Source organism: Roseibium polysiphoniae, assembly GCF_014842925.1.
GTDB lineage: Bacteria > Pseudomonadota > Alphaproteobacteria > Rhizobiales > Stappiaceae > Roseibium > Roseibium polysiphoniae.
On the sequence record NZ_JACYXJ010000004.1, the window covers coordinates 193,799 to 206,119 of the forward strand.

12 protein-coding genes are annotated in these 12,321 nt (G+C 57.5%); 5 read left to right on the forward strand and 7 right to left on the reverse strand.

The annotated features are described in order from the left end of the window. Positions 1-113 precede the first annotated feature (113 nt). Positions 114-2,027 (forward strand): propionyl-CoA synthetase, encoded by a 1,914-nt coding sequence (locus IG617_RS11120; protein ID WP_192109296.1) that lies wholly within the window; start codon positions 114-116, stop codon positions 2,025-2,027. A gap of 94 nt (positions 2,028-2,121) precedes the next feature. After that, on the forward strand, positions 2,122-2,913 hold the full coding sequence (locus IG617_RS11125; protein WP_192109297.1) for a glucose 1-dehydrogenase: 792 nt from the start codon (positions 2,122-2,124) through the stop codon (positions 2,911-2,913). A 15-nt stretch (positions 2,914-2,928) separates the two neighbouring features. Here the strand turns inward: IG617_RS11125 and IG617_RS11130 are convergent, their stop codons facing one another. Further along, the gene (locus tag IG617_RS11130) at positions 2,929-4,737 is read right to left on the reverse strand and encodes an ABC transporter transmembrane domain-containing protein (protein WP_192109298.1); all 1,809 of its coding nucleotides are present in this window, start codon (positions 4,735-4,737) and stop codon (positions 2,929-2,931) included. A gap of 249 nt (positions 4,738-4,986) precedes the next feature. On the opposite strand from IG617_RS11130, the gene rpmE reads away from it, so the two are divergent. Beyond that, on the forward strand, positions 4,987-5,211 hold the full coding sequence (rpmE, locus tag IG617_RS11135) for a 50S ribosomal protein L31 (protein WP_153771902.1): 225 nt from the start codon (positions 4,987-4,989) through the stop codon (positions 5,209-5,211). Between the two features lie 156 nt (positions 5,212-5,367). On the opposite strand, the gene rcdA is transcribed toward rpmE, so the two are convergent. Continuing rightward, positions 5,368-5,904, reverse strand: a complete 537-nt coding sequence (gene rcdA / locus IG617_RS11140; RefSeq protein WP_192109299.1) for a protease adaptor protein RcdA — start codon at positions 5,902-5,904, stop codon at positions 5,368-5,370. Positions 5,905-6,318: 414 nt separating this feature from the next. Beyond that, positions 6,319-6,522, reverse strand: coding sequence for a DUF1192 domain-containing protein (locus tag IG617_RS11145; RefSeq protein ID WP_192109300.1), 204 nt, complete (start codon positions 6,520-6,522; stop codon positions 6,319-6,321). A 124-nt stretch (positions 6,523-6,646) separates the two neighbouring features. Between IG617_RS11145 and IG617_RS11150 the strand changes: the two genes are divergently transcribed. Then, positions 6,647-7,648, forward strand: a complete 1,002-nt coding sequence (locus IG617_RS11150) for an NAD(P)H-quinone oxidoreductase (protein WP_192109301.1) — start codon at positions 6,647-6,649, stop codon at positions 7,646-7,648. Positions 7,649-7,829: 181 nt separating this feature from the next. Next, on the forward strand, positions 7,830-8,549 hold the full coding sequence (locus IG617_RS11155) for a DUF1013 domain-containing protein (RefSeq protein ID WP_192109302.1): 720 nt from the start codon (positions 7,830-7,832) through the stop codon (positions 8,547-8,549). 83 nt (positions 8,550-8,632) lie between these two features. On the opposite strand, the gene IG617_RS11160 is transcribed toward IG617_RS11155, so the two are convergent. From IG617_RS11160 to efp, 4 genes are all read right to left on the reverse strand, one after another. Next, entirely contained in the window at positions 8,633-9,664 is a 1,032-nt protein-coding gene (locus IG617_RS11160; protein WP_192109303.1) for a peptidoglycan -binding protein, read from the reverse strand. A gap of 3 nt (positions 9,665-9,667) precedes the next feature. Next, positions 9,668-10,657, reverse strand: coding sequence for a flagellar motor protein MotA (locus IG617_RS11165; RefSeq protein WP_153771908.1), 990 nt, complete (start codon positions 10,655-10,657; stop codon positions 9,668-9,670). A 172-nt stretch (positions 10,658-10,829) separates the two neighbouring features. Then, positions 10,830-11,624, reverse strand: a complete 795-nt coding sequence (locus IG617_RS11170) for an inositol monophosphatase family protein (RefSeq protein WP_192109304.1) — start codon at positions 11,622-11,624, stop codon at positions 10,830-10,832. A 72-nt stretch (positions 11,625-11,696) separates the two neighbouring features. Beyond that, positions 11,697-12,260 (reverse strand): elongation factor P, encoded by a 564-nt coding sequence (gene efp / locus IG617_RS11175; RefSeq protein WP_153771910.1) that lies wholly within the window; start codon positions 12,258-12,260, stop codon positions 11,697-11,699. Positions 12,261-12,321 lie beyond the last annotated feature (61 nt).

Genomic DNA, 12,321 nt, shown 5'->3' on the forward strand with positions numbered 1-12,321 from the left:
CTGCGAATGTCTTATGGCGAGGGTCTTGCGCGACACTCGCATGATACCGCACTCTCTCCGCAAAAGGGCTGTCGTAGAGTGAGGTGCGATGGCCCACGGGAGGAGAAACCACAATGACAAGCCGCTATGCTGCAACCTATCAATCCTGGAAGGATGACCCGCTTGGTTTCTGGGAGACGGCTGCCTCCGAGATCGACTGGTCTTTGCGAGGCGCGCAGGTGTTCGATCCCGATCAGGGTCAGTACGGTCGATGGTTTCCAGGCTGGGAATGCAACACCTGCTACAATTGTCTCGATCGCCATGTCGAGCGGGGGCACCGTGGTCAGCCAGCGCTGATTTACGACAGCCCGATCACCGGCAAGCAGGCGAGCTACAGCTACGAGGAGCTGCTGGACCGCGTTCAGGCTATGGCTGGTGTGCTGCTGGACCAAGGAATCCAAAAGGGCGACCGGGTGATCATCTACATGCCGATGATTCCCGAAGCGGCAATGGCGATGCTGGCCTGCGCTCGTATCGGCGCAATTCATTCGGTGGTTTTTGGCGGTTTTGCTGCTGCAGAACTGGCGACCAGGATCAATGATGCGACGCCAAAAGCCATCATAGCAGCCTCTTGCGGCATCGAGCCGGGAAGGGTCATTGCCTACAAGCCCTTGATCGATGCAGCGGTCGAGCAGGCCTCCCACAAAATCGAGACCTGTCTCGTAATTCAAAGAGAGCAGGCGGTCGCGGCTCTGCAAGAGGGCCGGGATCATGACCTGGGAGCCCTGATGCAAGAGGAGCTCGCAGAAGGCCGGGAGGTCGAATGCGTTTCCGTCAAGGCGACGGACCCGCTCTATGTCCTCTACACGTCGGGAACCACAGGTCAGCCCAAGGGCGTCGTCCGAGACAACGGTGGCCATATGGTTGCCTTGAAGTGGTCGATGTCGAACCTTTATGGCATCGAGCCGGGCGAGGTTTTCTGGGCAGCATCAGACGTTGGCTGGGTCGTTGGTCACTCTTACATCGTCTATGGCCCGCTTCTGCATGGCTGCACCACGATCATGTTCGAAGGCAAGCCGGTCGGGACACCCGATGCCGGTGTTTTCTGGCGTGTGATCTCGGAGCATTCCGTGGTCTCGCTGTTCACCGCTCCGACGGCCTTCCGCGCCATTCGCAAGGAAGATCCTGAGGGCAAATTGATCGGTGACTACGACTTGTCGCAGTTCAGATCATTGTTCCTCGCGGGTGAACGTGCAGATCCCGATACGGTCAACTGGGCGGCTGAGCAGCTTCAGGTGCCTATTGTCGACCATTGGTGGCAGACCGAGTCGGGTTGGTGCATGGTTGGAAATCCGCTCGGTCTCGGGCGATTGCCCGTGAAACCGGGGTCCCCGACGGTGCCTATGCCGGGCTACGATGTCCAGATACTGGATGACGCCGGACATCCGCTTCCGGCAAATACGCTTGGCAATATCGTCGTGAAACTGCCGATGCCTCCAGGATGCTTGCCGACCCTATGGAATGCGGAGCAGCGTTTCCACGACGCCTATCTCGCCGAATTCCCAGGCTACTATAAGACCTCGGATGCGGGCATCATCGACGAAGAGGGATATCTTTCGATCATGTCCCGGACGGATGATATCATCAACGTTGCGGGGCACCGTCTGTCGACCGGTGCCATGGAAGAAGTTCTTGCGACGCATCCGGCCGTGGCGGAATGCGCTGTGATTGGCATTGCGGACAAGCTGAAGGGTCAGCTGCCTTGCGGTTTTGCTGTGTTGAAAGCAGGGGTCGAACAGTCTCACGAGGAAATTGAGGCCGAGCTTGTCAAATTGGTGCGTGAGAAGATTGGGCCGGTTGCCGCTTTCAAACTAGCCATCACCGTGGATCGCCTGCCGAAAACCCGTTCGGGCAAGATCTTGAGAGCGACCATGCGTCAGATCGCAGACCAGGAAAGCTACAAGATGCCAGCAACGATTGATGATCCCGCGATCCTGGATGAGATCGCCGAAGCACTGCAGGAGCATGGCATAAGGGTTCCAAACTGATCTGGTAAAACCCATCGACAGCTGGAAAACATGCTCTTATGGTTCGGGTCGCCGCTTCGGCGGCCCGATTTTTTATAAGGCCAAGAGGTTTTCTGTGTCCCTTGAAAATAAGGTTGCCATCATCACTGGCGCTGCCCGTGGTATTGGCTTTGCAGTCGCAAAACGGTTCGTCATGGACGGTGCCAAAGTGGTTATTGCCGACGTCGATGATGAGGCCGGGCAATCTGCAGCCGATGATCTGAACAAGATTGGTGATGCGACGTATGTGCATTGCAATGTTGCCGAGCGTCTCGATGTTCGCAATCTCGTGGCTGAAACGATCAACGCCTACGGTGATGTCGATATTCTCGTGAACAACGCAGGTGTCGTTGTCGGCGCAGATTTTCTGGAGCTCGAAGAAGAGGACTTCGACCGGGTTCTCTCAATCAACCTCAAGGGCACGTTCCTGTGCAGCCAGGCGGTTGCCCGTCACATGGCGGAGAAGGTTCAGGACGGTGGCGAGCCGGGCACGATCATCAACATGTCCTCGGTCAACGCCGTGCTGGCGATTCCGAACCAGATTCCCTACTGCGTCTCCAAGGGCGGTGTCTCGCAATTGACCAAGACCACTGCGCTTGCTCTGGCGCCCTATGGCATTCGTGTGAATGCCATAGGACCTGGTTCGATCATGACGGAGATGCTCTCGTCAGTGAACGACGACCCGGCAGCTCGTAACCGGATCCTGTCGCGCACACCGCTTCAACGGGTGGGTGAACCTTCCGAGATCGCTGGTGTTGCAGCTTTCCTCGCCTCTTCGGATGCGAGCTATGTCACCGGCCAGACAATCTACGCGGACGGTGGCCGTATGCCGCTGAATTACACAGTGGCTGTCCCTGACGTCGACTGACTTCTCTGGGATCGGTTAGATCTGACTTGCTTTGCTGGCCCCTGCATCGAATTGCAGCCGGGCCAGTTTTGCATAGAGGCCTGCACGAGCTGTGAGTTCGGCATGGGTTCCGATTTCCACGATCCGTCCCGCATCCATAACGACAATTCGATCGGCTTTCAGAACGGTCGCGAGACGATGCGCGATTACGAGCGTTGTTCTGCCTTCCATAAGCCGGTCAAGGGCTTGCTGGACGAGCTGTTCGCTTTCAGCGTCGAGCGCGCTGGTTGCTTCATCCAGCAGCAGGATCGGAGCGTCCTTGAGGATCGCACGGGCAATCGCGATCCGTTGCCGCTGCCCCCCGGACAAGGTCATGCCCCTTTCGCCGACCATTGTGCTGTAGCCGTCGGACGTGGCTGAAATGAAGTCATGCGCTGATGCAGCACGGGCTGCAGCTTCTATATCTTGGCGTCTCGCATCCGGTTTCCCATAAGCGATATTCTCGGCGATGCTTGCGGCGAAGATTGCCGCGTCCTGAGGTACGAGCGCCATATGGCTGCGCAGACCCTTGGGGTCAAGTTGTCTCAGATCCACCCCGTTCAGGGTCACCTGTCCGGAAACGGGATCATAAAAACGCATCAACAGATGAAACAGGGTCGATTTGCCCGCACCGGAAGGTCCAACGACCGCCACCGTTTCACCAGGTTCGACTTTCAGTGATACGTCGTGAACCACCGGAGTGTTCTCGGCCGCCTCATATGCAAAAGAGGTGTGGTCGAAGTCGATGCTGATTTTTTCAGGCGAGGGCAGGGTTTTCGGATTTGCCGGAGGTGCGATCCGGGGTTCGATCTCAAGCAATTCACTCAGGCGCTCTGCGGCGCCAGCGGCCAGTGAGAGCTCGCCCCAGACCTCCGACAGTCCGGCAAGAGAGCTTGCTGCGAGGATTGAGTAGAGCAGGAACTGGCCAAGCTCTCCGCCGCTCATCGTTCCGGTGAGAACGTTGTTTGCGCCGATCCAAAGAACGGCGACTACGCTCGCTCCAATGATGAACATGGCAAAAAACGTCAGTATCGCGCGCTCACGTGTTGCCTTCCTTGCTGCGTGGAAGGCACCTTCGGCCGCGTCCGAGAACCGCTTTGCCGACTGCATTTCATGGGTGAAGGCCTGAAGGGTGCGGATGTTCCCGAGCATTTCACTGGCATAGGCGGCTGCATCGGCGAGGGTGTCTTGTGCGAAGCGGGAGCGTTTGCGGACCTTGCGGCCAAAGCCGATCAACGGCAGGAGAATGATCGGTATCGCGGCAAGGACGATGATCGACAGGCCCGGGCTGGTGACGAGCATCATGATCACCGCGCCGATAAAAAGCACGAAGTTGCGCATGGCTAGGGACGCGCTTGCGCCGAATGCGGATTTTATCTGGGTGGTGTCGGCGGTGAGACGGGACAGGATCTCGCCCGACTTTGAGCGGTCGTAAAACGCCGGGCTCAGTTCCGTCATATGGGCGAAGACATCGCTTCTCACGTCTGCGACGACGCGTTCCCCGATCCACATGACCAGGTAGTAGCGAATGGCACTGGCCAGTGCGAGAGCTGCGACCACGGCCAGCAGGAGGCCAAAGTAGTTGTTGATGAGATCGGAGTTGTCTCCGCCAAAGCCGCGATCGATCATCTGACGGACGGCGGTTGGCAACACCAGAGTGAAGACTGCGGCCGAAATCAGGGCGACCAATGCTCCGGCGACCATTGATTTGTAACGGCCAAGGTAAGGCAACAGCCGCGCGAGCGGCCGCAAAAACTTGCGCCGTTCATTCGTATCATCGCGTTTTGCCTGTTCCGTGCCGGCCAATGTTCGTGCCCCTAAATCAGTCCTGATTCCATGCCGATAGACTTGGGTGATCGGGCCGTGAAAACCAAGAGGTATTTTGCCGCGCCGGAATCGCGCAGACCCCTTGTTTCATCCCACTGCATGGGGTATAGCCCGTCTCCATGTTTCCTGGGCTGTATCCATTGGCGGATTGGCGGCCCATTAGTTTCGTTTGCACCTCAGAGCTATTTCCCTCGATCGGAAGCGCTCGATGTGCAGGAAAGGACAGCCATGAAAGCGGATACGCATCCCGACTACCACACCATCAAGGTCGTGATGACCGATGGTACAGAATTCACAACTCGCTCCACCTATGGTGCTGAAGGCGATACGCTGACCCTCGACATCGATCCGACATCTCACCCGGCATGGACCGGTGGCGACCGTCAGATCATGGACCGTGGCGGTCGCGTGTCCCGCTTCAAGAACAAGTTCGCAGGCTTCCTCGGCTCCTAAGAGCTGCGAAGTTAAGCGCTTGATACGAGACCCGGCTTTGGCCGGGTCTTTTTTTGTGCGAATGTTTGCGGTCTGAGCCTGGAAAGCCTGCGCTTAAACGAAGAAAGCCGCCTTGCGGCGGCTTTCAAGATAGTTCTCGTACATGGCTCTTATGGATCAGCCTGCGTTTCCAAATGCAGCGTGCAGCTGGTTGAGCTGCGCCACGACCGGGTTTCCTTCGGTGTCAGCAGCTTCCTGTTCCTTGTCCTGGTAGAGCATCTGATCCAAGTGCACGACGCGCTCTTGCAGGCGCACCGAACGGTTGACCAGTTCCTTCAGGCTGTCGGGCAGGTCTTCCCAGGCGGGGCCTGTCGAGGCGCTGCTCAAACGGTCGAGGCGCACCTTGTTCTTTTCGGCGCCAGCTTGTTCCCGGGACATTTCGCCCTCGTTGACGGCGCGTTGCAGGAGAAGCCAGGACGCCAGCTGCATGAGACGCGTTGTCAGACGCATCGATTCTGTTGCATAGGCGAGTGAGGCCGGGCGTTCCAGAAGCTTTGCTTCCGTGCGTCCGTCTCCATCGAGATAGACAGCGGTCTCTTCAACGAGCGACATGCCTTCCTGAAACAGCGACTGGAATGTGTCCGAGGTGGCCAGTCGGGGAGCGAAGTGTACCGCCTCGGGAGTTCCGTTGAGGTTGGTGTTCTCATCCGTCATGGTTCGATACGCCTTCTGCTACTGCTCATTCGTTTGCCGCAGGATGTCCTCCTGGCTACCACTACGCGCATGGGACATGCTCTTCATAGGGCTGTGCCACGGTGGGACGGTGCGGCGCCTTGAACAATTGAATTGCAACGGGCGTGCCAGTTGGGCCCAAGGCTCGTACGAACGTGACTGAGAAGATCATAACGCCAGGGCGGGTCAAAAAAAAGAGCCGCGAAGGCCGCGGCTCGAAGTCATTAACAGGGAGGCGTCAAACAGAGTGGACTTGAGCCACTCAGAGATCCAGATGACTGGATAACTATGGTTATCGCGTAGAAAGCTTAATAGCTGGTAAATAGCTAAAGTTTTACCTAACAGATTGAACCAAATTCAGACAGAACGTCTCTGAATGAGATGTAATTGGTAAATTTAACTATTCTCACTTTTGAAGAGGGCGTCGGCGGCGCTGCGAATATTACCACGCTCTGAAAGGACACCTCGCGTGCGTGTGATTTCTGCTTCTAGGAGCGTGATCCGTTCTCGAAGCTCGTCCTCAGAGGGCCGGGACAAATCTTCGCCTACGACAACCGGTTTTGCTGCTTTCGAGGGTCTTGCCTGGTGTTCTTCGTCCATTTTCGGTCTCGTCGTCCGATCGCGCCATCAGTTGGTTTAACTCTGAACCTATCGCGACATGGCTCGATTGTCAGCTGCCTGCCGGCGCGCTACACGGGAGTGAGTTCTGATTGGAGGAAAGCGCATGACCGATTTGCCCGAGAAAATGCTAGCGATCGCAATCACGGCGCCCGGCGGTCCGGACGTTCTGGCTGCCGAGGAGCGCCATGTGCCTGTGCCGCTTGGCGAAGAAATCCTCATCAAGGTCGAGGCTGCCGGCGTTAATCGTCCGGATGTCCTTCAGAGAATGGGTGCTTATCCGCCCCCGAAAGACGCATCGGATCTGCCAGGTCTTGAGGTGAGTGGCACCGTCGTGTCCAAGGGCATCGACGCCAAGAGCTATGAAATTGGCGAGAAAGTCACGGCATTGGTGGCGGGCGGAGGTTACGCTCAATACTGCAAGGTGCACGAAAGTCATGCTCTTCCGATCCCTGAAGGCATGTCGATGATTGAGGCCGCGGCGATCCCGGAGACATTCTTCACCGTCTGGAGCAACGTCTTCGACCGGGTGGGGCTGAAAGCAGGCGAACGCTTTCTGGTTCATGGTGGGACGTCCGGAATCGGCACAACGGCGATCCAGCTTGCAAAGGCCTTTGGCGCAGAGGTCTTCACCACCGTTGGATCTGAAGAAAAGGCAGAGGCGGTTCGGGCGCTCGGAGCCGATCACGTGGTCAACTACAATAAGGTCGACTTTGTTTCAGCGTTTCTGGAGGCCACAGCCAAGGAAGGCATTCACGTGATCCTGGATATGGTCGGCGGAGACTATGTCGAGAAAAACTGGAAGGTGGCAGCGGTCGAGGGACGGATCTGTCAAATCGCGACGCTGAACGGTTTTGCCGAAGACGTGAATTTTTCTCGTCTCATGATGAAGCGATTGACCCATACGGGATCGACGTTGAGACCGCGCGATACAGCGTTCAAGGCTGCGATCGCGGCAGCCTTGAAGGAAAAGGTCTGGCCGCTTCTTTCGTCGGGAAAAATCCGGCCCGTCATGGACTCCACCTTTCCCCTTGAGCAGGCGGCAGACGCGCACCGGCGCATGGAAAGCTCTGGTCACATTGGGAAGATTGTACTGACGGTCGAGTAATGCCTCGGTCCTGGATGTTAGGAAGATGTGTTCCGCAAAGGGAGTTTTCCAGAACCCTTTGCGGGAGTGTTTGCCTTTGGGCAAAGGACACATTATATAGTGTTCAGCTCCCATGAAACTTGAATGGATTTTTGCTTTTTCACCTTGCCGGGTGAGGAAGCCCACAGGAGGAATTTGACCGATGGCGAACACGCCGCTGATGCCGAAGGCAACCGCCGTCTGGCTTGTTGACAATACTGCGCTGAGCTTCACTCAGATCGCGAGTTTCTGCAAATTGCATCCGCTTGAAGTGAAGGCGATCGCCGATGGCGAAGCCGCGCAGGGCATCAAGGGTCTTGATCCGGTTCTGACGGGCCAGTTGGGCCGTGAAGAACTGGAAAAAGCGCAGACAGATCCGAACTACGTTTTGAAGCTGCAGGGCTCCAAGGTCATTGTTCCTGAATCGAAGCGTAAAGGCCCGCGCTATACCCCGGTGTCTCGCCGCCAGGATCGTCCTAACGCGATCTTGTGGCTCGTGCGGAACCATCCCGAGCTCAAGGATGCGCAGATCATGCGCCTGGTCGGCACGACGAAGCCGACCATTGCGGCCATTCGCGACCGGACCCACTGGAATTCGGCCAACCTTACGCCGTCAGACCCGGTGACGTTGAGCCTCTGCAGCCAGCTTGAACTGGACATGGAAGTTGAAAAGGCTGCCAAGAACGCTCCGCCGCGGCCTGAGGGTGAAGTCGAAACGTTGATGCCAGTGGAAGAGACCACGAGCGAAGAAGCCTTGGCTGCCGCCTTCAGCAAGCCGATCGAACGTGAGGTCGAGGAAGAGATCGATGCCGATGCGGTTTTCGCGAAGCTGAACTCGCTCAAGACCGAAGGCGACGGCGCGGACGAGGAAGAGCAGTCCTAGTCGCGTCTCCAGGCGATACATCAAATTCGAAAGCCGCCGGTCGTTCCGGCGGCTTTTTTGTTGAGACTCGGCCGGTAAGCGCTCTAGCGCTCGGTCAGTTTGAGTTCGATGCGACGATTGCGAGCAAGAGCTTCGGGAGTATCGCCTTCTTCCAGGGGCTGGAATTCCCCAAAGCCAGCCGCGACCAAGCGCTTTGGATCGACACCCTTTTCAATCAGGTATCTCACAACCGATATCGCGCGGGCGGCGGACAGCTCCCAGTTGTTTCTCAGTCGGCCGGATCCGGACAGCGGACGGGCATCCGTGTGACCATCCACCCGCAGCACCCAATTGATTTCATCGGGGATTTGCAGGCTGAGTTCCTGAATGGCTTCGGCCAGCTTGTCGAGTTCGCCGGTGCCGTCCGGATTCACCTCTTCCGAGCCTGATGAGAACAGGACTTCAGACTGGAACACAAACCGATCGCCGACGACCCGAATGTCGGAGCGCTGGGACAGGATTTCGCGCAGGCGGCCGAAGAAGTCCGAGCGATACCGGGAGAGTTCCTGCACCCGCTGGACAAGCGCTGCGTTCAGGCGGCGTCCTAGGCTTGCGATCTTTGTCTGACTTTCGCTTTCCTTGGCCTCTGCAGCTTCCAGTGCTGCATTTGCGGCCGCGATCTGGCGTCTCAGAGCGGAAATTTGCTGATTAAGCAGCTCGACTTGCGCCAAGGCCCGTTGGGAAATCTGCTTTTCGTCATCGAGAAGGTTTTCCAGGCGTGCAGCGCGGCCACCGGCCGCTTCCGCACTGCCCGAGCTTGCATCCAGCAATCCAAGCAGGCGGTCACGCTCGCCGGTCGCGTCCCCAAGGCTCGCTTGCAGCCCTGAGATCGTGTCTTCCAGTTCGCTGGAATTGGCCCGCTCGAGCGCCAGAAGCTCGGTCAGCTCGCTGATCTGTGTGTTCAGCCGGTTGAGGACCGTGTCGCGGCCGGACAGCTGCTGACTCAAGAAGAACTGAGCGAGCATGAAGATCGACAGCAGGAAAATAATGACGAGCAAAAGCGTCGCCATCGCGTCGACGAACCCAGGCCAATAGTCTGTGCTTTGAGTACGGCGACGACCGCGCAGACTGGCCATGGATCAGTCCTTAGCTCGGTCGAAAGCGGATGAAATGGAGGTGAGGAGACTTTCGATGCGCTTTTGCTGCTCGCCCTGGCTCTCGGCCCAGTCCCGCATCATCTGCTGTTCGGAACGAACGTGTTTGACGAGACCTTGAATGCCTTCGGCGAGGTTGGACATGGCGTGGGCTGCGTTCTTGCTTCCACCTTCCTCGATTGTTTTTCGTAGCTCGGAAATCGATTCCTGGATCTGTTCGGTGTTGTTTGAAGGGGCCGCCAGGATTGGACCTTCTTCAGGTTCAATGTCGGTGACGGTCGACAGCCAGTCTTCGAGTTCATTGTAGAACCGGTTCTGGGCCTGTCCGGCCTGAAGATCCAGAAACCCTAGAACAAGGGACCCGGTCAGACCGAAAAGCGAGGACGAGAACGCGGTGCCCATGCCCGACAATGGGGCCTCCAGGCCCGCCTTGAGATCTTCGAAGATCACGTTCGCATCGCCCGATCCTACATCGAGCGATTGAATGGTGGCGCCGACGGCACTGACCGTTTGCAGCAGACCCCAGAAGGTGCCGAGAAGGCCGAGGAAAACGAGCAGGCCCGTCAGATAGCGCGAGATCTCACGCGATTCCTCAAGGCGCATGCCGATGGAATCCAGGATGGACCGTGCCGTCGTCGGCGTCAGCGCCATTTCACCGACCTTGTTCCCAAGGAGTGTCGCCATTGGGGCAAGGAGTACGGGAGCGCGCGTATCGAGGCCGGGATCGCCGATGCGGAAACTGTTGACCCAGGAAATCTCCGGGAAGAGACGGATCACCCGGCCAAACAGCAAGAGAATGCCGAACACGGCGACCATGATGATGAGGCCATTGAGGCCCGGGTTGCTCATGAAGGCGACAGAAATTTGCCGGTAGAGAATGAAGGCAATGAAGGAAACGATCACCAGAAAGATGATCATGAAGGAGAGATATGCCTTCGGGCTGGACAGACTATAAGGGTCAAAGTCGCGTGCCATGAGTCGCCAATCAATCGCCTGTTGTTCCTAGCAAGATTGATAGCGTGATTTCCTAAAGGTTGGAAACCGTTATTCGTAAGTTAACCAACGACAACAGGCTCTCACGGGCTTTCCGGCCGGGCAGGCCGCCGAACGGTCAGGTTGGGTTTCGCTGAAAGGTGAGTGCTCGGTATCAGCTGTTGGCCAGCTTGATCAGGCGCAGGATGTGCTTGTGGGCAAATTCATTACCGACAGCGACATTGCCTGTTTCCAGCATCTTGTCCTTGCCTTCGGTGTCGGAGACATAACCGCCGGCTTCGCGAACCATCAGGAGACCCGCCGCGATGTCCCAGGAGTTGAGGTCGTGCTCCCAGTAGCCGTCAAGACGGCCAGAGGCGGTCCAGGCCAGGTCGAGGGCAGCGGCGCCGCAGCGGCGAATGCCGGCCACCTCGGGCATAATATGCCGCAATTCCTTCAGTGCGCGGCCATGATCACCCTTGCCGATGAAAGGAAGGCCCGTGCCGAAGACCATTTCTGGTAGTTCCGAGCGTCCCGCGACGCGCAGACGGCGGTCATTCAGGAACGCACCGCGTCCACGTTCGGCTGTGTAGAGCTCGTCCATGACCGGGTTGTAGATCACTCCGGCGACGATCTGGCCCTGACGCTCCAGGGCAATGGAGGTCGCGAAAATCGGAATGCCGTGAAGGAAATTTGTCGTGCCGTCGAGCGGGTCCACATGCCAGCGATGCTGGCCATCTGTTCCTTCGATCTCGCCGCTTTCTTCCATGACCAGACCGAACTGCGGCCGTGCCTTTGTCAGCTCTGCCTTGATGATCTCTTCGGCCTTGCGGTCGGCTGCCGAGACGAAGTCGCCTGGGCCCTTGCGGGAGACCTGGAGGTTTTCGACTTCGCCAAAGTCGCGAACGAGACTGCGTCCGGCCTTCATAGCGGCCTGAACCATGACATTAAGGAGTGCTGTGCGGGCCATTTTGTGTGCCGTCGGTTCTTGGGTCCGTCCTGAAATTCACAGGCCGGGCCAGGTCAAATGGAATGAGGAGTTTTAGTCGGCGCGGCGTACGTATTCCATCGAGCCGGTGTCGACGATGATGCTTTCGCCCGCCGTAACGAATGGAGGGACCATGACGCGCACGCCATTTTCCATCATCGCAGGCTTGTAGGAGGAAGACTGTGTCTGGCCTTTGACGACTGCATCGGCCTCTGCGATCTGGAGCGTCACAAACTGCGGCAGCGTGATGCCGATCGGACGCTCTTCATGCAGCTCCACGGTGACCATCATGCCGTCTTGCAGGAACGCAGCGCGGTCTCCGACGAAGTCAGCCTGCAGTTCCAGCTGCTCGTAGGTCTCAGTGTCCATGAAAACGAGCTGGTCGTCCTGAGTATAAAGGTACTGGAAGTCCTTTTGCTCCAGGCGCACGCGCTCAACCTTGTCTTCCGAACGAAAACGTTCGTTGAGCTTGCGGCCGTCGATCAGGTTCTTCAACTCCACCTGTGCAAACGCTCCGCCCTTGCCAGGCTTGACGTGCTGGGTCTTGACGACTGCCCAGAGCGTGTCCTGATGCTGGAGAACGTTTCCTGGCTTGATTTCGTTACCGTTGATTTTCATGGAACGACCGACTTGATTGACTTTGTGAAACGAAGATGGATGGCGCAGGACAATACGCAAC